The organism is [Lactobacillus] timonensis, assembly GCF_900240275.1.
In the GTDB taxonomy this organism is placed as follows: domain Bacteria; phylum Bacillota; class Bacilli; order Lactobacillales; family Lactobacillaceae; genus Limosilactobacillus; species Limosilactobacillus timonensis.
The window spans coordinates 317,954-342,226 of the sequence record NZ_LT964761.1; the positions used below are offsets into that span (position 1 = coordinate 317,954).

A 24,273-nucleotide genomic window follows, 5' to 3' on the forward strand; every position below is an offset into this window, starting at 1 on the left:
ATTCAAATTGGTCGTATCAGTAATTTAGAAATTCGCGAATTCTCAATTTTGACACCCGACCTATACACAGATATGTCGGGTGCTAATTTTTCATTACTAATCTTTAAACTGTTCGTTATGGTTAACCCGTAGCTTGTCCAGCCACTTGACCAATGCCCAGATAGGCAGGCCGACAACGACGATCCCGATAAAAAGGAGGACGCCGGCTGGATCGTTGAACACCTCACTGATCAGCACGAATAAACCACCTAACAAGGCGACTAGCGGAATCACCGGGTACAGCGGCACTGAAAATGGCCGCTTGGCCGGGTCTGGTTGACGGTGACGGAGAACAAAGATCCCGACAAAGGCCATCGTATAGAAAATATAGACCGTAAACACACACAGGTCCGACAGGTGGTCAGGGTCAAAGAAGCACATCATCACCGTTGCCAGCACCAGGATAAAGATGGTGGCGTTAACTGGCACTCGCGACTTAGGCGTCACGTAAGCTAGAAAACGCGAAAACGGTAAGTCACGGCGCTTGGCCATCGCGTAGACGATCCGCGGAAAGGTCATCATCTTCCCGTTGAGGGTCCCCATCATCGAAATGATGATCCCCAGTGACAGCAGTTTGCCCCCGACCTGACCAAAAGCCGACGTCGCTAAGTAGGCAGTAGCGTTTTCGCCTAAGCGGTGAATCTGGCTGACCGACAAGAAACGAAACACACCGTAAGTAATCAAGGTGTAGATTACCAGGACGGCGGTAATCCCCAGAATAATCACCTTCGGTAACAGTTTCTGCGGATTCTTCATTTCACCACCGAGGTTAGCAATCAGGATCCAGCCATCGTAGCCGAAGAGGGTCGCCAGGACGGCCACCCCGAAATTGCCGGCACTCTGCTGAACCTCCGTCAGGGTTTGCCCGAGGGCGTGTTGGTGACCAAACAGCATCCCAAAGATGATGATTGCCGCAATCGGGATCAGCTTGCCGGCAGTTGTGATAACGGCAAAGGCGGCTCCGACCTTGTTTTCCAGCATGTTCATCAGGGCAATCAGGACGATCGTAATCACCGCCAACGGAATCCGCCAGGCAGCCGATAAACCAAAGAAATTGGCCATCAGGATACTCATGAAGCCAGCCACCGCGGCGATAATCGCCGGTCCGTAGACAATCACCTGCATCCAGCCAGCCATAAAGCCCATCAGACGACCGTATAGTTCTTCAATGTAGACGTACAGACCCCCGGTGTAAGGCATCTGCGCCCCAATTTCGGCAATCGTCAGCCCACCGGTCAGGGTAATGACCCCACCGAGTACCCAGGCGACCAGTGCCATCGTGGAGGAACCAGCACTATCCAAAACTGAGCCCTGTTTAAAGAAGATCCCGGAGCCGATGATCGTCCCAATCACAATTGACAGTGCCGACCAGAACCCGAGTGAACGTTTTAATTCGTTTGCTGGTTCTTTTTCCACGCTAATTCCCCCATTCATTTTATTAGAGTTTTCTAATTTTACCACGAACGGGGCCAAAATAAAATACTCTACTTACTTTCCCCACAAGAACTGGTTGATCAGTTTAAAGACCCGCGGGTTTTCGTGCAGTTTACTGTGCTGGGCCTTGGCACCGTGAATAACAACCTGACGGTACGATGCGGGCCGGTCGCCGAGCATCTGCTTGATTGACCGTGAAGATCGATTATCAATCCGTCCGTCGGTGCCGCCGCCCTTGTTGCCCATGATGTTGAGCACCTGGGCGTGGGGGTAGTTATTTTTAAGGTCTTGTAGGTGGGTGAGCATCCGTTGGAAGACCCGGTTGTTGACCGGTGCACCGGTCATGCCGGCACCCGCGAGGACCACTTGCTTTTTCAGCCTTGGCATCCCCTGCTCCTGCCCATAATCGTTGAGGAAGGCAAAGTTATCAGTATTACCCATGGAATGGCCAACGAGGTTGATAGTCTTGATGCCGTCCTCTTTTTTCAGCTTCCAGACTACGTTGCGAATGTAGCGGCCACCCTCGGCCATATCTGTGCTGCGGTTGTTTTGCAAGTTCACCTGGACAATCGGATTCCGCTTGCCCTTAATTGACGGACCATGCAGGGTGACATGACCATCGGACTTCACCTGTGCCTGGACAACTATATCAGTCACCCCCGCCTTGCGAGCCGCCACGACCATTGAGTCCTCGGCTCGCGAACTAGAACCATAACCATGGACAAAGATCGTCGGCGTCGTCGAATTGACCCATTTCTTTTGGGACTGGCGACTGGTGCAACCGGCCAGGCCGATGACCAGCAAAACTAACAATAAGTTAACCCACCACTTTTTCATGACTTTATCCTTTCTTAAAAAATCCTGGTTGATGCCAGGACCCACTTTAACCTTTAGTCTAGTTGCAGGCGACCAAGTGCGTGTTCAACGTGGTGCTGGTCGCTGGACGGTGCCTTTTCAAAGGCCACCTCGTACTTTCCCGCGTGACGGGCAGCCAACTTGACCGCCTTACCATCAACACCATCCACACACACGATGGCAGCGTCAACCTGGCGCAGGGCCTGCTTGATCTTACTCGACGTCACGTTCTGTGGCCGGGAAGCGTCCAAGCCGTAGAAGACACCATGGTGGTCCGCCATGACTTCCCGCAACGGTCCCCACTGCTTTGGCTTGGCACTGATAATCAGCACCTTGCGCTGGTGCAAGTCAAAGTGAGGGTCAACAGGCTTGGTCGTGGTCGACTTGGCTACCGGTTTTGCTATGGTTTTTGCCTTTTCCTGGTTGTCGTGGTCAACATTGACAGTCTCTTCTTCATAGGCCCAGCGCAGGGTTCCAGAAGCAGCATCGCGCATCCCGTGACCATGGTCGTAATAGGCAAAGTCAATTGGCATCCCCGCGTGCAGGCCGAGTTTGCCGTAACGCTTCGGGTCAATTAGCAACGTAGCCCCTTCTTCGGCATCCAGCGGTGAATCACCGTTCTGGGTTTCGGTGATCTGAAACATCTTCGTCCCCGCGACTTCATGGAGTGGCGCCTTGCGGAGCACCTGGATTGGTCGGCCGCCGTGCTGGACTTTCAGTTTCTTGATGATCGGTGCTAATCCGGCACCATGACGTTCACCGAGCTCAACCACGTCGCCATCTTCCAGTTCGTATGGCAGGGCGTGAAGGACCCGTTCGGAGTAATACTGGCGGTTGATCATCGCCCCGCTGAGCTTACGGTGAACCACGTACCGGTTGTCAGCAGCTAGCTCAGCTTCCGTTGGCTCTGCCGGTTGCTCATCACCAGCCGGTTCCGTTATCTCCTGGTCTTTTTTTGCCGGTGCATCATCAACCAGGTCGGTCAACGGGGTGCTCTCCTCCTGGTCAGCGGCATTATTCAATGACTTGTCCAGCAGCGATGCAAATTCGCCACTGACCTGCTTGGGCATTTTCTCCCCAGGGTGGTCAACAAGCTCCTGCGTCCGCCGATGGTGTTGTCCCTGATGGTCATCACGGTGGCCTTCTTCCGCCGCTGGCTGGTGGTCATCGTGGCGCCGCCGCATCCGAAAACGGCGACTACCCTGCTGGCTTTCGTAGTCCCGGTGGTGATGATGGCGGGAATGGTGGTTCCAGTCTTCATCCCCCTCGCCCACTGCCCAGTCGTCGACCGGCTGCAAGCGGTTGAGCAACCGTAAAATCATCGTCAAACTCCGCTGAGTTTGCTTGAGGCTGGCGGGATCGTCACTGGTGTGCTTCAGTAATTCCATTAATTCATTGCGGTAATCATACATGGTGGACCCTCCCAAATTTGTTTCTGGTCCTATTGTAACAGTTATCATCACCCAAAATTAGCAAAAAGCCAGTTGTCTGCCAAATTCATGACAATCTTCAATCAAAAAGACGATGGCTCTCCACCATCGTCTTTCGTATTCAACTTGTCAGCTCAAGATATTAAGCATTCTTCAGACTAGCCAAACGGTCCTTAGCAGCCGCCAGCTTGTCTTGCCATTCAACCGCCTTCTGCTTTTCGGCGTTAACGACCTTTTCAGGGGCGTTGGCGACGAACTTCTTGTTGGCCAGCTTCTTGGCGGACCGGTCAACTTCCTTCTGCAGCTTGGCGATTTCCTTTTCCATCCGCTGCCGTTCTTCATCTAGGTCGACTAGTTCGGCCATCGGGATGAAGACCTCGGCGTTGGTAATTACGGCGGACATCGCCAGCTTCGGTGCGGTCAGGTTAGCATCCAGCTTGATTTCACTGGTGTTGCAGAACCGCTGGATGTAGTCCTGGTTGTTGGCGAAAATCTGTGTCACCTCATCGTTACCCGGATTAATCAGCAGTTCGACCGGCTTGGACAGTGGGGCGTTGGCCTCGTTCCGGATATTCCGCACTGCGGTAATCAGCTCGATCAGGCGGTCCATCTGCACTTCCGCATCCGGGTTAGCCAGTTCATCATGGATCGTCGGGTAGTCGGCCACCATGATGGATTTCCCGCTATGAGGCATTGACTGCCACAGTTCTTCCGTCGCAAACGGCATGATCGGGTGGATCAGGCGCAGCGTTTGATCGAGGACGTAGGCCAGGATGTCACGGGTATTGGATTTTTCCTCGTCCGTCCCGTTGTTGAGCGTCTCCTTGGTCAGCTCGATGTACCAGTCACACAGGTCGTTCCAGATGAAGTTGTACATTGCCCGGCCGGCTTCCCCGAATTCGAACTTCTCAAACTGGTCGTTGACCTGCTTGATCGTCGCGTTGAGCTTGCTCAAGATCCAACGATCAGCCAGGTTCCACTTGCTTTCGTCAGGCAGAACCGGCTTGGTGTCATCCGCCAGGTTCATGATCACGTAACGGCTGGCGTTCCAGATCTTGTTGATGAAGTTCCAGGCAGCGTCCATCTTCTTGTAGGAGAAGCGGATATCCTGGCCCGGCGTTGACCCGTTAGTCAGGAACCAGCGCAGAGCGTCAACCCCGTACTTGTCGATGACGTCCATCGGGTCGATCCCGTTGCCCAGCGACTTACTCATCTTCCGTCCCTGTTCGTCACGGATCAGACCGTGGAGGATCACGTTGCGGAACGGTGCCTTGCCGGTAAACTGGAGACTCTGGAAGATCATCCGGGAAACCCAGAAGAAGATGATGTCGTAGCCGGTCACCAGGGTGCTGGTTGGAAAGTAACGCTTGAAGTCAGCGGCGTTCGTGTCCGGCCAGCCCATCGTGGTGAATGGCCAGAGGGCACTGGAGAACCAAGTGTCCAGCACGTCGGGATCCTGTTCCCAGTTTTCGGCATCCTTCGGTGCTTCCATGCCAACGTAGGTTTCACCGGTCTGCTTGTTGTACCAGGCCGGAATCTGGTGACCCCACCACAACTGACGGGAAATAACCCAGTCGTGGGCGTTTTCCATCCACTGTTCAAAGGTATGCTCGAACCGCTTCGGTACGAAGTTAACCGCGTCGTCAGTCTTCTGGTTGTCTAAGGCCGTCTGGGCCAGCGGCTTCATCTTGACGAACCACTGGGTCGACAGGCGAGCTTCCACTTGAACCCCGGTCCGTTCAGAGTGACCAACGGAGTGGACGATTGGTTCCACCTTCAGCAGGTAGCCACCTTTGTCCAGGTCGTGGACAATCGCCTTGCGGGCGGTAAAGCGGTCCATCCCCTGGTACTTGCCACCATTTTCGTTAAGCGTAGCGTCTTCGTTAAAGGTGTTTAGTTCCGGCAGGTTGTGGCGCTTACCAACCAGGAAGTCGTTCGGGTCGTGGGCCGGCGTAATCTTTACCATCCCGGTCCCGAAGTCAGGCGTAACGTAGTCGTCAGCGATGATTTCGATCTCCCGGTCAACCAACGGCACGCGAATGTGCTTGCCAACGAGGTCCTTGTAGCGTTCATCCTTCGGGTTAACCGCGACCGCTTCGTCCCCGAACATCGTTTCTGGCCGCGTCGTCGCAATTTCAATGTAGCCCTTGCCGTTGAAGGTCGTCCCGTCAGTAAACGGGTACTTAACGTGGTAGAAGGCACCCTTGTCGTCCTTATGGATAACTTCGATGTCGGACAGAGCCGTCCGGGCTTGCGGGTCCCAGTTGATGATGTAGGTACCACGGTAGATCAGGCCCTTCTTGTACATGTCCACGAAGACCTTGCGAACCGCCTTGTTCAACCCTTCGTCGAGGGTAAAGCGTTCGCGGTCGTAGTCGACGGAAATCCCCATCTTAGCCCACTGCTTGTGGATGATGTCGGCGTATTCGTCCTTCCAATTCCAAACTTGTTGAACGAACTTTTCCCGACCAAGGTCGTAGCGGGAAACGCCCTGCTTGCGCAGCCGTGCTTCCACCTTCGCCTGGGTGGCAATCCCGGCGTGATCCATCCCCGGAACCCAGAGAGTGTCGTAGCCCTGCATCCGCTTGCGACGGATAATAATGTCCTGCAGCGTCGTGTCCCAGGCATGCCCTAAGTGGAGCTTACCGGTAACGTTCGGCGGTGGGATAACGATTGAGTACGGGTGGGCTTTCTTATCACCATTCGGCTTAAAGAGACCTTCGTCGATCCACCACTGGTAGCGGCCGCTTTCGACCGCTTGCGGATCGTACTTGGTCGACATTGATTTGTTGTCTGCCATAATAAATCCTCCAATTCTGCTTCATAACCTTTGACTTGTTGACTGAGGGTGGCTTACTTATCCCGCGTTTGGAACTGACCGCATCATTATCGGCTGATGGGGCTGGAACGCCGTGGACACAACTTCAAGCCAAGCGTTACTTGTCTTGAAGCTTGGTCTTGTCGTAAGTTCAGTTTTGCTTCACTAACGACAATTTCACGGCTGAGCCCTAGCCGATATCGATGCTTAGTCAAGATGATCGGTAAATATCAACGAGGTGCAGTGGCAACTCCTTATGACCGCCATCCGGTCTCAGTAGTGATATTTGACTTAGCGTTTTAACGCTTAGTCAAAGCCCCAGTTTGAAGACAAGCCTGCTTGGCTTCAAATGGTGGTCACTACGTTACAGACCGGAGTTTGGCGGGATATAAGGAGATATATACCCATCTCCGCAAGCCAGGCATAGTTCGTTCCAGTAGGACAGTTAGGCTCAAAGTGTCCCCGCTACGTTCCCGCATGCACTGGCGTGAGCAATCGACTCGCCAAAAGAAAAAGCCCGTCCTAATAACTAGGACGAGCTAACTCGCGGTACCACCTAACTTGGGTTTTACAACCCCGCTTGAAGTTGGTAACGGAGTGGCACTCCGCGATAACCTACTGTTAGTTCAGCTACCGCACTCGCGAGCTACTTGAATAACCACTGCTGGCACCCTCTCAGTCAACGGGCACTTCCTGTGCAGCTGGTGATTATCCCCTCTCGGTCAACGTTTAATGTCTAAATGTTAATCAACTTTACTTCAACAGTCAAGACTTACTTTTTTAGCTGGTCTAAAACGTGCAGTGCCGCCAGGTAGTCTGGCTCGTGAGTTTGTTCCTTAACCACTTGCTCGTAGATAATCTTCCCGTTTTCATCCATGATGATGATCGAACGGGCCAGCTGGGCTTCGTCCGGGATCAACAACTTCAGGGCGTAGCCAAAAGACTGTTCGTAATCAGACATCAGCTGGATATGGTCCAGACCGGCCGCGGCACACCAACCACGCTGTTCAGCGACCGTGTTGGTTGACACCGTAATGAAGTTCACCTCTGGATAGTCCTCCATCGCCCGGTTGAACTTGCGCGTCTGCATGCTGCAAACTGGCGTATTGATATTAGGAACCACGCTAAAGAGGGTCACCTTACCGAACAATTCCCGTGTCTTTACCCGCTGGTTATCCTGATCGAATAACTTGAAGTGCGGAATATCCTCACCCACCTTTGGCAAATCGCCAACGGTTGACAGCGGCTGGCCTTTAAACGTAACTTCCACGAGCAAACACTCCTTTCGGCGAGAAACCAGTTGCCTGCTCAAACCACTGGTTCTCATTAAATTTTAATCTGAAATTATCTTTAGGATAACATAATTTACCCCTCAGAACCAGGCAAAAGACAGTCTTTCATCGTTCATTAAAGCAGTTCCGCAAAAACGTCTTCGTTGGCGTTTAAGAACTCGTCTCCCGGGTGGATCGTGGTGATCTGAATACCATCTAGTGCCCGTTGCATCAAACCGTCAACGTCCAGCGCTTGCTCGTACTGGCGAGCCTTATCCACCCGCGGTTTGGTCTTCGGCCGTGGGGGCGTAAAGACGGTACAGCAGTCTTCGTATGGCAAAATCGACAGGTCATAAGTGTCGATATCTTCGGCAATCTTAATAATTTCGGTCTTGTCGTAGCTCAGTACTGGCCGCAGAACAGGCAGGTTGGTAACCTCTTCGATCGCCCGCATACTCTCCATCGTCTGCGAGGCCACCTGACCGAGTGATTCACCATTGAAGACGGCGAGACGGCGGCGACGGTGGGCTAACTCGACGGCAAGGCGCAGCATAAAGCGCCGTTGGACCGTCATCAAATAACCCTCCGGCACCTTTTCCTTAACCGTTTCCTGGATTTCGGTAAACGGAACCTGGATAAACTTGATTCGTCCCGAGTACTTGGCCAGCTTAGCGGTTAACTCCTTAGCCTTGGCGAGGGCCTGCTCACTGGTGTATGGCGGGCTGTAGAAATGGACCATCTCCAGGTCAACGCCCCGCTTCATCGCCAGGTAAGCGGCAACTGGCGAGTCGATCCCGCCGGAGAGCATCATCATCCCCTTGCCAGCCGTTCCGACTGGTAGTCCACCAGCGCCCTTGATTGTTTCGCAGGACAAGAAAATGCCGTTCTTGCGGATTTCTACCCGGATTTCCAGGTCGGGGTGGTGAACGTCGACGGTCAACAAGTCCGGAAACTCGTCGAGCAGCGCCCCACCGAGGTCACGGTTCATCTGCATCGAATCCATTGAAAAATCGTGGTCGGCCCGCCGTGTCTGAATCTTAAAAGTCTGCGGGTGGTTCACCACTTTCTTCACCAGGGCGATGGCCGCCTCCTTCGTCGCGTCAAAGGTCCGTTCCACCTTGATACTTGGTGAAAAGTTCTGAATACCAAAGACAGCCGACAAGCGGTCCATTACTGGCTGACTCGGCGTCCCATTCAACGTAATGTGGAGCCGGTCAGGACCGGGGTGCACTTTGACGTCAGCGAAGTTGTGAACGGCGTGGCGGACGTTGCTGCCGAGGCGGTCAATAAATGACTTGCGGTTATGGCCCTTGGTCGATAGTTCTCCGTAGCGGACCATTACTTCATCGTAATTGACGGTCATGTCAATCCTCCTTAGTTAATAATCTTTTGAAACTCAGCGTAAAGCTGATCGAAGACGCGGTTAAACTGGTCGGCTTCTTCCAGTGTATTCTGGTCGCCGAGGCTGACCCGGACCGCGCTCGTCGCTTCCTTATCGGGAACCTTCATCGCCACCAGGGTGCCGGCTTCGTCCGTCTTCTTGGAAGCGCAGGCCGAGGTGGTCGAAATGTAGATGCCGTGTTCCTCGAAGGCGTGAACGATCGTTTCCCCACGAACGCCGACGATGGCAAAAGTCAGCACGTGTGGCGCAAAGTGCGGATTATCGCTGTCGCCGGAAAAAACCTTCACGTGCGGCTTGCCGACCAGGTGCTGATAAATGCGGTGCTTGATGGACAGTTCCTTTTGAACATTTTCGTCCTCGCGCTCCTTGACCAGGCGCAGGGCCCGGGCCAGGGCAACATCGCCAGCCAGGTTTTCCGTCCCGCTGCGGTGGTTATGCTCCTGACCACCACCAGCAACCAGCGGCATCAGCTTACGACCAGCACGGTGAAAGACGAAGCCCGTCCCCCGCAAGCCGTGGAACTTGTGTCCTGAGAAGGTCGCAAAATCGACGCGGGGGCCAAAGACCATCGAATCCAATCCCTTGCCCACTGCTTGGACCGCGTCGACGTGGAAGTGGATCTTCGGGTACTTTTGCAGGATCTTGCCGATTTCGTTGATCGGCTGGATCGCCCCGATCTCGTTATTAACGGCCATGATCGACACTAAAATCGTGTCCGACCGGATGGCAGCTGCCACGTCCTGGGGGTTAACCCGGCCCTCGCTATCAACCGGCAGTACCGTGATGTCAAAGCCGAGTTCCTTTAACTCGTTCATCGTGTTGGCAACGGCACCGTGTTCCACGCTGGACGTAATAATGTGCTTGCCGTACTGCCGTTTGGCCCAGGCTGTTCCCTTGATGACGGCGTTGTCACCCTCTGAACCACCAGAGTTAAAAATAATTTCTCCCGGCTTGACCCCACATAGTTTTGCAACCTGCGCCCGCGCCTGTTCCAACAGGTTCCAGGCTGGTTCGCCCAGCTTGTGCAGGCTCGACGGGTTGCCCCAGACGTCGGTAGCCACCTTATTAAAGGTATCGAGAACCGCCGGTAACGGACGGGTGGTGGCACTGTTATCGAAGTAAATCAAGTTGGCCTCTTCCTTTCATTTATCGTTATGTGCAATAAAGCCTAACGTCCAGCATGAACGTTAGGCTTCAGTAAACCCGCAATATTATAACAAATCCTGGGCTAAATTACAGCGGCAAAGCTCTGGACCTAGTCGGACATCAGCGTCCGGTTCTTAACATCGTTATAGTAAGAATCCTCAATCCTCTTGAGGGTCCCTGGTTCAGCGATTTCGAGGGCGGTGGCGATTTTCTCCATGGCTTTCTTGTATTCGTAGGCATCGTAGTACTTTTGTGCTTCGGCTGCCGCCTCCGTGACGTCATCATTGTCCTCTAGGCGGTTAGCGTACTGCATCAACCGCTCAGTAAGAAGGGCGGCATCGCGGAGATCGTCGGTCTTGTCGCTCAGCGTTTGCATATCTGATTGAACCATCAGCAACTGCTTGGTAATCTCGTCCATGTTTAGTTTTTCGGCATGGATATTTTCGTTGAGTTTTCCAATTTCGTCGCTAACCATGAAGAAATAGTCGAGGTAGTGCTTGCTCAACCCTGGCAAGTTCAAAGCTTCGGCGTGGCGCTTGATCGCCTTAATCTGGCTGGCAAAGTGCTTAACCGCCTTTTGGGCCCGCTGCTCGTCTTCCTGCATCATCGCGACGTTATCGTTAATTTTCTGCTGCTGAACTTCGACGTCGTTGAGTGACTTTTCACCCTGCTGGCAGTGTTCCAGGATGCGGCTGTCGACCGCCGTCCGGTCCTTAACTGCCGCCTTGTCTTCCTGGTACTGGTTGGCAATCGACGCCAATTGTTCATCTAATTCCCGGGTATTGGCCAGCTCATCATTATTAAAGGTGTAGGACTCGCTCAGCCGGTTCAATAACGACTTGAGCTGATCGTTTTGCTTTTGCGCGTGGTCAAGGTGGGAGCCAAGGTTATCCAGTGCCGGTTGAACATGTTCACGGGCGTCAATTTCTCGTTGCATAATATCGTAGTAGTGGTCAATCTGGGTCTTCAAGTGCTCATTGGTATGGGCCACATCTCCCAACTGCAACTGGTTGAGCTGCTCAAGGGCCGTCGTGGCCTCCTGCTGGAGACTCTTGATTTTGTCTTCAAGGTGGTCTTCAACGAAGTGGTAGTGCTGGTCGCTAAGCTGTTCAACGGCACCCCGTAATTCTTTAAGTTGATCCGGGTAAACCGTCAGCAAAGGTTTGTAGAGGGCTGGCACCTTTGCGACCAGCTGTTGGAAGGCGGTTAATTCGGTCAGGAGGTTTTTCAGCAGTTCATCAGCAGCCAAGTAGTCGCCACTCTTAAACATCTTCACAAAGTGCTGATAATCGCCCTCCAGGTCGGCCAGCTGCTTTTCCAGGAGGTGGATACTCTTGCCAAACTGGTAACCGTCGTCATCAAACTGCTGGTGGAAGTCCTGCAATTGCTTACCGAGGGTCGCGACGGCCGTCTGCTGTTTGCTTTGCAACTGGGTCAGTTCATTAATGTCCTTGCTAATACTCCGTGACGTTTGCTGAATAGCCCCCAGCTCGGCAGCCAGGTCGTTGAGCTGGCCACGGGAGCTAAACAGCTTGGTGCCCTGCAAGAGTTGTCCGGCTTCACCAACCTGGTCGTCAATTTGCTGAAGCGGCTCAATGACTTGCTCGTGGTAGTTCTTCGCAACGCCAGCAGCCGCTTCCTTTGTCCGTCCCGAAAGGTTAGCTTCATCCAGCTTGTGCAGCTGGTCAACAATTTCTTTTTCGTTAATCCCTTGGCGCAGCTGTTTTAGCTGAGCGACAGTCTCTTTGCCCTGGTGCTGCAGATACAGCACGCTGACTAAAATGACGATGACGACCACCAAAACAACCACTAATACCTTAAACATGAAAAAATTCCTCCACCCTAGCGCGTAATATCACTGAAATTGTATCATAATTATAGGAAAAGATTCATTGTCGTTTGTGATTTTCTTAACGACTGTTGGATTGACAGGAAGACGCTGACGCGGTAAGATGGTTTTTGTGTAAAATAATTGCAGCGGTGAGTGGCAAGCTCGTCAACAGACTGGTGCCCAAGCGGTGTTTCAAGTAACCGCGGCTGCATAGGTGAACGATTCAAATCAGCCTGCACGAATGCCAAACTCACGATCGAATTATTTTACTCCAAATTAATTTACTTGGAGGAACATTAATATGTCTCGTTATACTGGTCCAAGCTGGCGTGTATCTCGCCGCCTTGGTGTTTCACTTTCTGGTACTGGTAAGGAACTCGAACGTCGCCCATACGCACCTGGTGACCATGGCCGCGACCGTCACGGTAAGATGTCTGAATACGGGATGCAACTGCGCGAAAAGCAAAAGCTGCGCATGATGTACGGGATGACCGAACGTCAATTTGCTAACCTATTCGTACGTGCCGGCAAGATTAAGGAAGGTACTCACGGTACTAACTTCATGATCCTGTTGGAACGTCGGCTGGACAACATGGTTTACCGTCTCGGCTTGGCTACTACCCGTCGCCAGGCTCGTCAGCTGGTTAACCACGGCCACATCACTGTTGATGGCAAGCGCGTTGACATTCCATCATACGAAGTTAAGGTTGGCCAAGTGATCTCTGTTCGCGACAAGTCCAAGAAGCTTGACGTTATTCTGAGTGCCGTTGACGCTGTTGTCAGCCGTCCATCATACGTTGAATTCGACAAGGACAAGCTGGAAGGTAAGCTGGTTCGTCTGCCAGAACGTGAAGACATGAACGCTGACATTGACGAAGCCCTTATCGTTGAATACTACAACAAGTAATCTTTACCGATTACCTGGCTTTGTTCAAGAAAAGCATCCGGAATTTCCGGGTGCTTTTTTATTGTGCCATCAATCCGATAATGGTCGTGTGCTATACTTACTTTTAGAAAGGAAATGATTGAATGAACACGAAACAACAACGCCAAGCCATCATTGAAACGGCTCACCGGCGGTACGCTACCAAGAAGTATGACCCAAGTAAGCACATTAGCCCGGCCGACTGGCGGACGATCCTTGAAGTTGGCCGTCTCTCGCCCAGTTCGTTTGGCTATGAACCATGGCAGTTTGTTTTAATTGACAGCGATAAAGTCAAGCAAGACATTAAGCCCTTCTCCTGGGGTGCGGTCAACAGCATTAACGGGGCCGATAAGCTCCTATTAATCCTTGCCCGGACCGATGTTGCTTACGATAGCGATTATGTTGCCCGCCTGGTCCGCGATATCAAGGGCCACCTCTACAGCAAGCTGAGTCCCGTTTCCCAGAGTTTCAAGCACTTTCAGGAAAACGACCTTCACTTAGCTAGCCCACGGGCACGGTTCGACTGGGCCGCAAAACAATGCTACATTGCGATGGCTAACATGATGACGGCCGCCGCCGAACTCGGCATTGACTCCTGCCCAATTGAAGGGTTCAACTACCGGAAGATGAACCAGTACTTGAAAGAACACCACCTGGTGGATACTAAACATTGGCACGCTGCGGTAATGGTCAGCTTCGGCTACCGTGACCAGCCAATCACGCCCAAGGTTCGCCAACCATTAGCTGATATTTACCGGAAGATTTAGCCTTAATTGTGCTGGCCGCGGTTATTTTGTGAAGCCGCCGCCAGCAATGTTACAATATGCTGGTAATAAAACGGAGGCGATCGTGTGGCTGAAGAACATGAAGATCAAACCGAACAACGACTCAAGGACAGTATGAATGGTCCGCGGGCCCTCAAACCCGATGAACAGCACCACTACCTGGGTACCTTTCGCGAACGGGTTTACCTCACCATCAGCGTTGGTCAGGCCCGCCAGCATGACTGGACATTAACGGTGCAGAGCGTAATGGAACACCACCCGCAGGCCCAGTTAATCATCAACGGCAACCTGCCAAGCAAACTTACCCATCCCTACCAGCTGGTGGCAATTAAGGCCAGTGATCGTTTTACGATTAAAACCGACCCCTTCTACCACACCCGGCCAACGGATCTGGCAATCGTCATTGCCAATGACCACGCGGTCTACCAGTCGCCGGTTGACGTTGAAAAGGTTGCCGCCAATGATCACCAAGCGCCACGCAGCCAAGCTGATCGCCAGTCGACAACTGGCTGGCAGCACCTGTTTCACTAAGCAAGAAAGGAAGTTTTACCGTGCAAGAACCGCTTGCCTACCGGATGCGGCCACGAACCATCGACGAAGTTGTTGGTCAGCGTCACCTGGTGGCACCAGGAAAAATCATCAACCGGATGGTCAAAGCCAAAATGCTCTCCTCGATGATTCTCTATGGACCACCGGGTACTGGCAAGACCAGTATTGCTAGCGCGATTGCCGGCTCAACGAAGTATGCCTTCCGAAAGCTCAACGCTGCTACCGATACCAAGAAGGACCTGGAAGCCGTCGTTGCCGAAGCGCGGATGAGCGGAACGGTGATCTTGATGCTCGACGAAATCCACCGCCTGGATAAGTCAAAGCAGGACTTTCTCTTGCCCCACCTGGAGAGCGGGCGGGTGATCATGATTGGGGCCACCACGGAAAACCCTTATATCTCCATCAACCCCGCTATCCGCAGCCGGGTGCAAATCTTCCCGGTCCACCCGCTAACTCCGGCGGATATCAAAGTGGCCGTCCAGCGGGCAGTGACCGATAAGACCCGCGGGTTGGGCAAGATGCCAATTGAGCTGACCGATGAAGCGCTGCAACTCCTTTGTACCGCCACCAACGGCGACCTGCGTTCCGCGTTGAACGGCCTGGAACTAGCAGCCCGGTCTACCGATCCGGATAACCAGGGCCAGATCCATTTGACCTTGCCGGTAATGGAAGAAAGTATTCAAAAAAAGGCCATTGCCGCCGACCGCAATGGTGACGCCCACTACGACGTCATCTCGGCCTTTCAAAAGTCAATCCGTGGTTCTGATACCGATGCGGCCCTCCACTATCTGGGCCGGTTGGTAGAAGCCGGTGACCTGCCAATCATCGCCCGACGATTGATGGTGATTGCCTACGAAGACATCGGGATGGCCAACCCCCCGGCAGCCCAGCGTGCGGTCACCGCGGTCCAGGCAGCCGAGCGGCTTGGTTTTCCGGAAGCGCGCATCCCGCTAGCTGACGCGGTAATCGAATTGTGCCTGTCACCGAAGTCCAACTCCGGCATTACCGCCATCGACAAAGCCATCACCCAGATCCACCGCGGCGGTACCGGCGAGGTCCCAGCCGACCTCAAAGACGCCCACTACCAGGGAGCGGCCAAGCTGGGCCACGGCAAAAACTACCGCTACCCTCACGACTTTCCTCAAGACTGGGTTGCCCAGCAGTACCTGCCGGATAAGATCAAAAACGCCCAGTATTTCAATCCGAAGGGCAACGGCAACTTTGAGGCGGCCTTCAAAGACCAGTACTGGAAACTCAAACGGGCCCAGGAACGTGGCCTGAACAAACTGTAGCCTCGTTGCAAACTTGGAGATGTCGCTTTGATTGCGTTTTCAGAGTGAGCATGCTACCATACAGGTAGACATTCTGTTGTGTACGCCTTGTCTAAACGCAGGTTTGCCTTACAGTCTTATAATATTGGGGCAGCGGTATCGTCTCGCGGACAACATGCCTTTTCACTTGGTAGTTGGAAACTTGGCGGCCAAGTCCCACCTGTTTTACACACAGGTCAACACTGAATGACAATTAACGGCACGAACGGAGTTCTCCCCGGTGGCTTTTAAACCACCGGGGTCTTTTTTGCCCTAATGGCCCTAAAAATAGTCGATCAAGGACCTTTACCAATTGGTTAAACCTGGTGTATGATAATAGTAGAAATAGTTGAGAGGGGGTTATTGATGTGGCACAACAATACAAACACATCCTGGTTCCAATTGATGGATCCCAGGAAGCGGAATTGGCATTTAAGAAGGCTGTTGCCGTTGCCAAACGTAACGGTGATGATACCGAATTAAGGCTGCTTCACGTTGTCGACACGCGCGCATTCCAGAACATTTCCAGTTTTGACAGTTCCATGGTAGAACAAGTTACCGAAACTGCGAAGAAGACGCTGGATGAATACGTGGACTTCGCTAAGAAGCAAGGGTTAACCAACGTTTCCTACACCATTGAATATGGTGCGCCAAAGACCATCATTGCTAGAGACGTCCCGCAAAAGATGCATGCCGACCTGATTATGATTGGTGCAACGGGGCTTAACGCCGTGGAACGGATTCTGATTGGTTCAGTTACTGAATTTGTTACCCGGACAGCCATTTGTGATGTTCTGGTGGTTCGGACGGACCTGGACAACCAGCCAATCCCCGTTAAAAACGGTCGGAAGAAGACTCACCACCGTAAATAAACATCACCAATAACACGAAACAGCCCGCAATGACGCGGGCTTTTCTTTTTGCTGACAGTTGCTTACAATATCATTATTGACTTTTCAGGAGGACCCTCATGGCTTACCAAACGAATAACCAGCAACAGGACTTTCGCTTCACCGTCCAACTAGCCTTTCCGAGCGGTTTTAATGATCAGCAGCTGACCGCGGATGCCAGCAACTAGCTCACTGCTGCCGTTCCTGAAGCAGGCTACCATTCGCACGGGATTAGTCTCGCCTACACCGGCTGGCGGCACCCCACGGCGGGTAGCAACTACCTATTCAATAACGAAGACCGGCTGACCTTTGTCCACAATGACCAGCAAAACTGCTTAATTCTCTGGGGAACTCGCCGGTCAACCGCCAGTCTACACGCCGCCAATGTCCTGGGGCTCGGCAGTAACTTCCGTCTTGAACTGGAAAAAGCGCTCCTCTTTTACGCCACCCGGATTTACCACGGCAGCTTTGTCATTGCCGGGATTGACTACCAGACGCCAGTTAACCAATCACTGGCCGGCAACTTCCAGCAACAGGAAACGATCAGCCAGGGCCAGCTTAACCAGCCATTCGCCCACCGCGACCACCAACTGCAGTTAGCAGACGGTGTTCCCAACGAACGGGACCTCTTTGCCACCACTGACCGCTTCCAGCAACCGCTGCTGGTTGCCCTGAAAAAATTCGTCGGTGCCACCAGTAATGACAACCGTCACCGGTTTGATTCTTCCTGGCGGTGCTTAAACACTATTTATTCGACCATCTTCCAACGGCCGATGACCGCGGAAAATCGGGGCGACAACGACGCCCAAACGCTGCAATACTTAGCAGAGAAAGTCTTCAGCCAATCAGCTGCCTTTGATCAGCCAAACCAGCTCGCGACTGACTTCGTGTTAAACCTGCCGCCACGACGAGTTATCAAACTGGTCAGTGATGCCGCGCGGACGGAGGCCCGCTTTGTGGACGCCCACAAAGAGCGGTTCGCCTATCCAGAAGTGGAAAAATTCAATTATACCTGGATGCAGCTGAACTTCATCGTCCCCTTCTTCCAGATGCTTAACGAAGATCACGATGTTAACGATGATTTATTGCCGCTTTTCATGCACTTTGGCCAGCTGACCTTCCATCAAAAGCGCAACGGCGAGGTGGTCACTTACCCGCGGGCTTCCAGTCTCAATCAGGACCACATTAACGCCATCAGAAAGCTGGCCGCCACGGGCGACGAGGAAGGTGAACAAACAATGTATAAACGCTACTGCAGCGCCATCAACGGCTTGCTCAACACCGTTAACGCCTATCACCGCCACCTTAATCATCCTTGCCCAGCATCCCCTAACGCAACCATGGCATTGCGGATCTTCTTTAACTACGTCCGCGTTCTTCGCAATAACTACTTTCACGGCGGTTATAGTGCCGAAGATTTTCTCTTCACTGACACAAGCAACCAGCAGGAAATCGCCGCCATCGCTGATATTTTAACCGCATATAACCGGGTCCTCCTTAATCTCTATGCTGGCCAGCTCTCCCCAAGTCCGCGCGACCGTTCAGTTGACAGTCTGACCTGGTAAAACAGAAAAACCACTAGCACTGTAGAAAAACAGTGCCAGTGGATTTTTTGTTAGAATGGTAGTTCATCTTCATCAATGTCGAACATGGTGTCCACACTCATTTGGTCGTCCGCCATCGTCGATGTCTGCTTCCCAATGCCCGGCGTGGTATCAATCAGGTGCTGGGCAGCTCCGGCCTCGCGACTCTGATCGAAGGCATCCAGCAGTTGCTGGTAGGTCAGTACTTGCGGGCCAGCCACTGCGGTTGCGTTTTGCTGGATCAAGTTACCAGCAGCGGCAGCCGCCTGGTCAAAGTTAATCTTTACCTGGCAACACTGCTTATCGACCAACAGCGTTACTTGGTCATCATCACCATCATAATCTGCGTAGAACTTAGCGGCCATGATCAAACCGGCATCGCTGTTGTCAACACAGAGGCGGATTGCTTGTGGAATCCCCCAATCCTTGATGTAGTTAACGATGGCGGGCAGGCGGGTTCCCGAACCGCCAACTGACAGGAAACGGTAGGCCCCAGTGGCGTTGCTCTTGTCCAACAAGCGGTAATAAGCCAGTGCCCGCAACGGGTCTTCAAAGACCAGCAGGGTGTAGTCAGCACCTTCCTGGTAATGGTAGCCAAAATTGAAACCATAGTAGTGCTTTGAATCCTTGCTAGTCCGGGTTGTTAACCGGTCATCTTGTTCGATCAGCTGACTGGCACCAACGATCCTGTGCTGGTGGTCTCGCCACAGCATGATCCCTTCGCCGTTAGCCAGCTGGCGAAGCATGTCGAGGTCGAACAACCGGTTAACCAGTGCAGACGAAAAGTGACAATAATCCGCCAGGAGCTTGGTCACCTGCTGGTGATAGCCCGAGTCTGGCCACCGTCGTTCATCGAAGGATGCCTCATCTTTGACCGTCCAGTCACCCTGCGGACCCGCATCGTTACCCAGCGTTGCGAGAACTTCATCGACGAAGTGCCCCTTGGGAATGCCCATGTACTCGGTAATAAACCGGAAAAGGTTCCCCGAGAGCCCCCGTGAATTCCAGAAGAAGGTATCAGTCCGGTAATGGCTGGTTCCGGCAGCGACGATCACCAGCGAATCGTGATCGCTTAAATGGTAGTAGCCTTTTTGGCCGGTGGATTCAAAGGGAATATTCTTGGCTTTTAGGTAATCGAGAATCGACGCGTAACACAAGCGTTTAAACTTTGCGGAATCAACTTGCATGATGGTGCCTCCTTCATTCTTGTCCGTCGCAACGGAATACAACATCATACCCCTCTTAATAGCAGTCGTCAAGACACGAAAAAAGCGGCGTAACGCCGCCTTTCTTCTTTTTGGGTTACATTGCGGCCAGTTGCTGGTCCAACCGTTTGGTCCGGTCATCATTTTGCATGATGATGGACAGGCTATCCGCAATTTGTAAGTCCTGCTTAGCCTGAGTATTGTCATGCATCCCCAACTCGGCGTTCCCCCGCATTTCGTAGAGGTCGTCGAGTAAAAAGAGTGATGAATCAGCCTGGTCGGTCCGGATCCCGCGGTTAACCGTCTGCAGGGCTGCCTTGTATTGGCCAAGGCGCAGGTACAGCGAAGTGATGTCGTGGTAAAGAATGACCCATTGCTGTGTACCACCGATCAGCTGCTTGTCGTCGATCAAGTTGACTGCCCGCATGGTAAAGCGCTGTGCTCGTTCCTTATTACCCCGCTTTTCGTAAGCTAAGGCCATCCCGACCGTTGTCATTGCCAGGTAAATATTGGCACTAGTGGTCGAAAATTGGGTTAATACCAGCTCAAAGTTGAAGATCGCCTCGTCAACCTGGTCACTCGCCACTTGGATGCGGCCCAGAAGGTAGTAGTACAGCTGCTTATCAACGTCGGTGCTCAGTTGCTTGACTTTGATCTTCTTTAATTCCTTACGAGCGGCTTCGTATTCGTCATGAACCAGCAGGATGCTAGTTTCATCAAAGATGCTCGTCAGCGATACATCATCGCTCTTGATAATTTGGTCAGTCTTAATGTCTAAGCGGGCACAGATGGCCGTCAAGATGTTCATCTTGGGAATCCGGTTCTGCTTTTCCATCAAACTAATCGTTGCCTGGGTACAAATCCCCTCCGCAAGGGCTGTTTGTGACAGGCCCCGCTTACGGCGGATTTTTCGTAGTTCTTCACCCCGTAATTGCATGCTATTACCTTCTTTGTTGAAATAGATTATAAATTTAAAGTAATTCCAATAATTTGCCAGCTACTTGATTACTTAAAATGTACTTGTTATTGCGTGAAATTTCAAGTACTTTTTCATAATCGTTGGTTATTATACCATCAACGCCTAATTGTTTCATCCGATAGGCATCTCCCGTCCGGTCAACGGTCCAAGCATATACTTTTTTATGATGACGATGTAATGCTTCGACTAAATTTTCATTGAGCATATGATAATTTATACAATAGAAGTTACCATTTAGTGGCATCCGACTAACCACCAGCGGAAAGATTATCCCAATTTTAGCATTCGGCTGGCGTTTTTTCACGATTGTAACAATCTTGATATCTACGGAGTGGAGCCAAAAATACGGATGGTGCACGCCCAAGCCGTACTGCTGCTGGAAGTATTTGACAGTCGTTGCTGGCGCCACTCCCTGTTGCGGCTTCAGCTCCACCAGTAATGGTACCTGGCGCTGGTTTGCATAACGCAAGTAGTCACTAAAAGGTGTTAGCTGAGCGTGGTGCCCATTCACGACTGCCGTTTGGTGGGCTAGCTTTACCAGCGGGTACTGGCGAACCACTCCGCGAAGAGCCGTCGTTTTGTCCAACTTGCTGTCGTGAAAAGTAATAAAACGGTCATCCTTGGTTAACTGAACGTCGGTTTCGACCCGGTCAGGGTGTAATTTCGCTGTTGAAGACAGACTCTGGACGGTGTTGGGTACCCCGTTATTGCCGTTAACGCCGCGGTGAGAAATCACCAGCGGGTGGTTGATCATCGCGGTTGCCTGCTGTTGGCCGATAAAGATCGCCCCGAGCGCGATGACGAACCCAACGCTGAGTAACTTAACCGGCAGCACCGTTAGCCAGCTAGTTGAATCCTCATCTGGCAGCTGCCAGAACCACTTAACGACCACCGTGAACCAGTAGCTGAGCAGCATGGTTACTACTAGCAGCCACCAACCAGCCGCAATTAGGTCTGGACAGTAACGTTGCACAAGGACGCCAGAAAAGACCAGGGTAACGGTCAGTACCGCCATCCATAGCACCCGGCTGCCATCCCAGGAGATACCGTCCAGCAAGCCGCCGGTTCGCTCCAAAATAAAGCGACGTCCCCACATTAACCACCAGGTGCCGAGAAGCAACCAAATGACTACTAAGACGGGCACAATCTTCCAGCGGTCCAGAATTAGCAGGCGCAACAGAGGAACTGGCAGTGGCAGCAGCGCCTCGACACTGGTCGTTGACCCCAAAGCACCAACAGGTAAGAGAAGTAACCAGTTAATAATCGTCCCAACAGTCAGCCAGGCCCATTCGCTGACCTCACTAATTCCCCGCCGGTGAGCTATTACCCAGGTAAGCAGGCCAACCAAGACTGCAGTAAATGCTAGCTGCGCTGCGGGATGGTCCACTAACAAGTCACTGGCAATTAATTGTCCCATTATCCCAATCCAACAGTAGCTAAAAAGTGGCCACTCTACCATATTCTCCGCCTCCGTGACACAACAAAAGGTTGCAACAAGCTGATGCTGCAACCTTTATTCAACTATTAACCAACCCAAGCTGGCAGTTATTTTTCAGTATAGTTCTTTTCGCCGACTTTTTCGGTCCCCAGCTTCTTAAAACTATGCTTAATCTTGCTCTTCCGCTCAAACTCCGCCAAGCCCAGCTTGATGATCCGATCGATCAGCGTGCTGTAGTCGATTCCTGATACTTCCCACATCTGCGGGTACAGGGAAATGTTGGTGAAGCCCGGCATCGTGTTTGGCTCGCTCAGGTATGGCACGTTGTTGCTGTCGACCAGGAAGTCGAAGCGGCACAGTCCCGTCATCCCCATGGCACGGAAGGCCTTTAAACTCATGTTGGTGATTTCCGCAGCCAGCTTGCTGTCAATCTTCGCCGGCAAGTCGAAAACCACCTGGGAAGCATCGACAAACTTGTTCTCGTAGTCATAGAACGGGTCTCCCTTTGGCACACGAACCGCCCCGGTCTTAGAAGCAATTGGCTTCTGGTTACCAAGGATGGAAATTTCAATTTCTTGTGGATGGTCAATTCCCTTTTCCACCAGCACCTTGACGTCGTACTGGAAGGCATCGTTTAATGCCGCCATGAATTCATCAGCAGAGGTAACCTTGTGAATCCCCACTGATGACCCCTGGTTGGCCGGCTTAACAAAGACCATCGAGCCAAGTTCGTTTTGTACCGTTTCCCAACTGTACTGGTCACGGTTTTCCGGTGTTAACAAGACGTACGGGACGTTGCGGATGCCTGCTTGATCACAGATTTTCTTCGTCAAGTCCTTGTCAAAGGCGATTGCGCTAGCGGCAATGTCACAGCCAGCATACGGCTTCTTCAGCAACTTAAAAAGCCCCTGAACGGTCCCGTCTTCCCCCAGGTTACCGTGAATTACCGGGAAGAAGAAGTCAATATCCTTGACGGTGTTGAGTGCCGTCAGCGGTGCCAGCGGTGAAGAGGTATCCATCGTTGCGTAGGCTTCCTTGACCACTTTTTCTTCCGGCTCACCGTTAAAAATACGCAGTGATTGTTCATTGTTTAGTAAGATTCCGTCAGTCGTAAACATGAATAAGGAGACGTCATACTTGTCCTTGTCCATTGCATCGTAAATGTTGTGCGCCGAACGTTTGGAAACGTCGTGCTCCGACGAGTTGCCCCCGAACAGTAGCGCGACGTGGAGTTTCTTGGTTGTCATTACTTAAACCACCTATTCTGTTTGTTATTTTTTCCGTTAAATTCCAGAAACTAAAGTATACCATGACCATTAGCGACAAGCAACGCAATTATTGCTGTGACGGGTCTGTTTGCTGTCCGCCATTAGCAATCAAGCGGCCAATCTCATCTGGCAGGTCGCCATTAACCAGGAGGGCCTGCATCAACCGGCGGTAATTAAATAACTGCGTCCACTGCTGCTCCGTTTTTAGCGGGTTTTCACTATCCATCCACTTGGCCCAGCGACGGAGTTCGTGTTTAAAGTACTGCCGGTAAATCTTGTGCCGGTTGAGTAATTCCACGATGAGCATTGCTAACTGCTCGCCTTCACCGCTAACAACCGGGGTGGTCAAATTCCGGTAGGACTCAATCACCGTTGTCAGGAAAAAGAGGTTATCGCCGCGCGTCATTTGCGGTTGATGAACCAGTTCGTAGTGGGCGTTAGCCAGCTCAATAATCATGTGAGCCCAGCCGTCCCGGCGAACAAAGCCGCGGGTATCATGTTCAAGAACGGTTAGCAGCGCCACCGCATCACCTAGCTGGCGGATATTATCGTCAGGCAGGGTGATAATCTGGCGGGCGTTGGTGTATAAGAAGAGAACGATCATCGCTAAGGCCATCGCCCGGGTAAAGACCGCGTTGTTGTCAGGCTCCAGGACGTGAGAATACAGGTGCTCCGGTGACAGTGCCCATTGCAAAGAGATCTGAATCTGACTATCAGTCAGGACCCCGGTGGCCAGCATCGTACTCCAGACGTAGTATGTCCAACGAGCCCGCACATCCCAGTTGCGCACCTGGAAGGCGGTCAGCATCTGCTGGAGAAAGTCATCGCTAATCCCCGGCAGCGGCTGCTTGCCGACCCGCTTGGCTAGCCGCTCGATTTCTTTCTTGTAGCCAGTGCTCACCCGTGGTAAGACGACCCGGGTACGCTTGCGTTGGGGAACACTGGCGACGACCTTGCCGACCTCTTCGCCTAACTTGCCAAAAAGGTCACCGCGACGGGCCTGGTCATGGAGGTTTGCTAACGCCATTGCCGCCGCATCAATTGCCACATCGTTCATCTTCTTTCCTCCCTTCACAGAAACGGAGCTGTGAACAAGTTGTCAACAGCTCCGCTAA

The 24,273-nt window shown here is 52.4% G+C and carries 20 protein-coding genes, 1 other RNA gene and 1 other annotated feature; of the genes, 8 read left to right on the forward strand and 13 right to left on the reverse strand.

Annotation, left to right across the window (positions count from 1 at the left end; all coding sequences use genetic code 11):
- Window positions 1-96 precede the first annotated feature (96 nt).
- The 8 genes from C1710_RS01595 to C1710_RS01630 form a co-directional block, all read right to left on the reverse strand.
- Window positions 97-1,473, reverse strand: a complete 1,377-nt coding sequence (locus tag C1710_RS01595) for an APC family permease (RefSeq protein WP_102281706.1) — start codon at window positions 1,471-1,473, stop codon at window positions 97-99.
- A gap of 54 nt (window positions 1,474-1,527) precedes the next feature.
- Complete coding sequence (locus C1710_RS01600) at window positions 1,528-2,310, reverse strand: alpha/beta hydrolase (RefSeq protein WP_102279319.1); 783 nt, start codon at window positions 2,308-2,310, stop codon at window positions 1,528-1,530.
- 53 nt (window positions 2,311-2,363) lie between these two features.
- A complete protein-coding gene (locus tag C1710_RS01605) occupies window positions 2,364-3,740 on the reverse strand; it encodes a hypothetical protein (RefSeq protein WP_102279322.1) in 1,377 nt (458 codons plus the stop codon).
- A 160-nt stretch (window positions 3,741-3,900) separates the two neighbouring features.
- Window positions 3,901-6,558 carry a valine--tRNA ligase gene (locus tag C1710_RS01610; RefSeq protein WP_102279324.1) on the reverse strand — a complete coding sequence of 886 codons (2,658 nt, stop codon included), beginning with the start codon at window positions 6,556-6,558 and terminating at the stop codon, window positions 3,901-3,903.
- A gap of 545 nt (window positions 6,559-7,103) precedes the next feature.
- Window positions 7,104-7,311 (reverse strand) — a binding site (T-box leader).
- Between the two features lie 37 nt (window positions 7,312-7,348).
- Window positions 7,349-7,846, reverse strand: a complete 498-nt coding sequence (tpx, locus tag C1710_RS01615) for a thiol peroxidase (RefSeq protein ID WP_102279327.1) — start codon at window positions 7,844-7,846, stop codon at window positions 7,349-7,351.
- 137 nt (window positions 7,847-7,983) lie between these two features.
- Entirely contained in the window at window positions 7,984-9,210 is a 1,227-nt protein-coding gene (gene thiI, locus C1710_RS01620; RefSeq protein ID WP_235857946.1) for a tRNA uracil 4-sulfurtransferase ThiI, read from the reverse strand.
- A gap of 11 nt (window positions 9,211-9,221) precedes the next feature.
- Window positions 9,222-10,376 (reverse strand): cysteine desulfurase family protein, encoded by a 1,155-nt coding sequence (locus tag C1710_RS01625; RefSeq protein WP_102279329.1) that lies wholly within the window; start codon window positions 10,374-10,376, stop codon window positions 9,222-9,224.
- Window positions 10,377-10,504: 128 nt separating this feature from the next.
- The gene (locus C1710_RS01630; protein WP_102279331.1) at window positions 10,505-12,220 is read right to left on the reverse strand and encodes a septation ring formation regulator EzrA; all 1,716 of its coding nucleotides are present in this window, start codon (window positions 12,218-12,220) and stop codon (window positions 10,505-10,507) included.
- A 307-nt stretch (window positions 12,221-12,527) separates the two neighbouring features.
- Between C1710_RS01630 and rpsD the strand changes: the two genes are divergently transcribed.
- From rpsD to C1710_RS01660, 8 genes are all read left to right on the forward strand, one after another.
- The gene (gene rpsD / locus C1710_RS01635) at window positions 12,528-13,133 is read left to right on the forward strand and encodes a 30S ribosomal protein S4 (protein ID WP_102279332.1); all 606 of its coding nucleotides are present in this window, start codon (window positions 12,528-12,530) and stop codon (window positions 13,131-13,133) included.
- Between the two features lie 122 nt (window positions 13,134-13,255).
- A complete protein-coding gene (locus tag C1710_RS01640; protein ID WP_102279334.1) occupies window positions 13,256-13,918 on the forward strand; it encodes an NAD(P)H-dependent oxidoreductase in 663 nt (220 codons plus the stop codon).
- 84 nt (window positions 13,919-14,002) lie between these two features.
- Entirely contained in the window at window positions 14,003-14,467 is a 465-nt protein-coding gene (locus C1710_RS01645) for a YueI family protein (protein ID WP_102279337.1), read from the forward strand.
- Window positions 14,468-14,487: 20 nt separating this feature from the next.
- The gene (locus C1710_RS01650) at window positions 14,488-15,777 is read left to right on the forward strand and encodes a replication-associated recombination protein A (RefSeq protein WP_102279339.1); all 1,290 of its coding nucleotides are present in this window, start codon (window positions 14,488-14,490) and stop codon (window positions 15,775-15,777) included.
- 67 nt (window positions 15,778-15,844) lie between these two features.
- A non-coding RNA gene (gene ssrS / locus C1710_RS08550) (6S RNA) lies at window positions 15,845-16,032 on the forward strand.
- 131 nt (window positions 16,033-16,163) lie between these two features.
- Window positions 16,164-16,667: a universal stress protein gene (locus tag C1710_RS01655; RefSeq protein WP_102279343.1), complete on the forward strand. Its 504-nt coding sequence runs from the start codon at window positions 16,164-16,166 to the stop codon at window positions 16,665-16,667.
- Window positions 16,668-16,859: 192 nt separating this feature from the next.
- Window positions 16,860-16,991, forward strand: coding sequence for a hypothetical protein (locus C1710_RS08420; RefSeq protein WP_268874803.1), 132 nt, complete (start codon window positions 16,860-16,862; stop codon window positions 16,989-16,991).
- 467 nt (window positions 16,992-17,458) lie between these two features.
- On the forward strand, window positions 17,459-18,250 hold the full coding sequence (locus C1710_RS01660) for a hypothetical protein (RefSeq protein WP_102279345.1): 792 nt from the start codon (window positions 17,459-17,461) through the stop codon (window positions 18,248-18,250).
- Window positions 18,251-18,300: 50 nt separating this feature from the next.
- Here C1710_RS01660 and C1710_RS01665 read toward each other — a convergent pair whose 3' ends face one another.
- From C1710_RS01665 to C1710_RS01685, 5 genes are all read right to left on the reverse strand, one after another.
- Window positions 18,301-19,455 (reverse strand): hypothetical protein, encoded by a 1,155-nt coding sequence (locus C1710_RS01665; RefSeq protein ID WP_102279347.1) that lies wholly within the window; start codon window positions 19,453-19,455, stop codon window positions 18,301-18,303.
- Between the two features lie 115 nt (window positions 19,456-19,570).
- The gene (locus C1710_RS01670; RefSeq protein ID WP_102279350.1) at window positions 19,571-20,410 is read right to left on the reverse strand and encodes a helix-turn-helix domain-containing protein; all 840 of its coding nucleotides are present in this window, start codon (window positions 20,408-20,410) and stop codon (window positions 19,571-19,573) included.
- Between the two features lie 34 nt (window positions 20,411-20,444).
- Window positions 20,445-21,911: a glycerophosphodiester phosphodiesterase family protein gene (locus C1710_RS01675; RefSeq protein ID WP_102279352.1), complete on the reverse strand. Its 1,467-nt coding sequence runs from the start codon at window positions 21,909-21,911 to the stop codon at window positions 20,445-20,447.
- An 86-nt stretch (window positions 21,912-21,997) separates the two neighbouring features.
- On the reverse strand, window positions 21,998-23,137 hold the full coding sequence (locus C1710_RS01680) for a D-alanine--D-alanine ligase family protein (protein WP_102279354.1): 1,140 nt from the start codon (window positions 23,135-23,137) through the stop codon (window positions 21,998-22,000).
- Window positions 23,138-23,225: 88 nt separating this feature from the next.
- Window positions 23,226-24,215 (reverse strand): DUF2785 domain-containing protein, encoded by a 990-nt coding sequence (locus tag C1710_RS01685; RefSeq protein WP_102279356.1) that lies wholly within the window; start codon window positions 24,213-24,215, stop codon window positions 23,226-23,228.
- Window positions 24,216-24,273 lie beyond the last annotated feature (58 nt).

Coding starts and splice junctions, on each gene's coding strand:
- C1710_RS01600 (WP_102279319.1), bottom strand. CDS start 2,310: ATGAAAAAGTGGTGGGTTAACTTATTGTTAGTTTTGCTGGTCATCGGC.
- C1710_RS01685 (WP_102279356.1), bottom strand. CDS start 24,215: ATGAACGATGTGGCAATTGATGCGGCGGCAATGGCGTTAGCAAACCTC.
- thiI (WP_235857946.1), bottom strand. CDS start 9,210: ATGACCGTCAATTACGATGAAGTAATGGTCCGCTACGGAGAACTATCG.
- C1710_RS01675 (WP_102279352.1), bottom strand. CDS start 21,911: ATGGTAGAGTGGCCACTTTTTAGCTACTGTTGGATTGGGATAATGGGA.
- C1710_RS01665 (WP_102279347.1), bottom strand. CDS start 19,455: ATGCAAGTTGATTCCGCAAAGTTTAAACGCTTGTGTTACGCGTCGATT.
- C1710_RS01595 (WP_102281706.1), bottom strand. CDS start 1,473: ATGAATGGGGGAATTAGCGTGGAAAAAGAACCAGCAAACGAATTAAAA.
- C1710_RS08420 (WP_268874803.1), top strand. CDS start 16,860: ATGCCAGCAACTAGCTCACTGCTGCCGTTCCTGAAGCAGGCTACCATT.
- C1710_RS01670 (WP_102279350.1), bottom strand. CDS start 20,410: ATGCAATTACGGGGTGAAGAACTACGAAAAATCCGCCGTAAGCGGGGC.
- C1710_RS01630 (WP_102279331.1), bottom strand. CDS start 12,220: ATGTTTAAGGTATTAGTGGTTGTTTTGGTGGTCGTCATCGTCATTTTA.
- C1710_RS01610 (WP_102279324.1), bottom strand. CDS start 6,558: ATGGCAGACAACAAATCAATGTCGACCAAGTACGATCCGCAAGCGGTC.
- C1710_RS01680 (WP_102279354.1), bottom strand. CDS start 23,137: ATGACAACCAAGAAACTCCACGTCGCGCTACTGTTCGGGGGCAACTCG.
- rpsD (WP_102279332.1), top strand. CDS start 12,528: ATGTCTCGTTATACTGGTCCAAGCTGGCGTGTATCTCGCCGCCTTGGT.
- C1710_RS01660 (WP_102279345.1), top strand. CDS start 17,459: ATGACCGCGGAAAATCGGGGCGACAACGACGCCCAAACGCTGCAATAC.
- C1710_RS01605 (WP_102279322.1), bottom strand. CDS start 3,740: ATGTATGATTACCGCAATGAATTAATGGAATTACTGAAGCACACCAGT.
- C1710_RS01640 (WP_102279334.1), top strand. CDS start 13,256: ATGAACACGAAACAACAACGCCAAGCCATCATTGAAACGGCTCACCGG.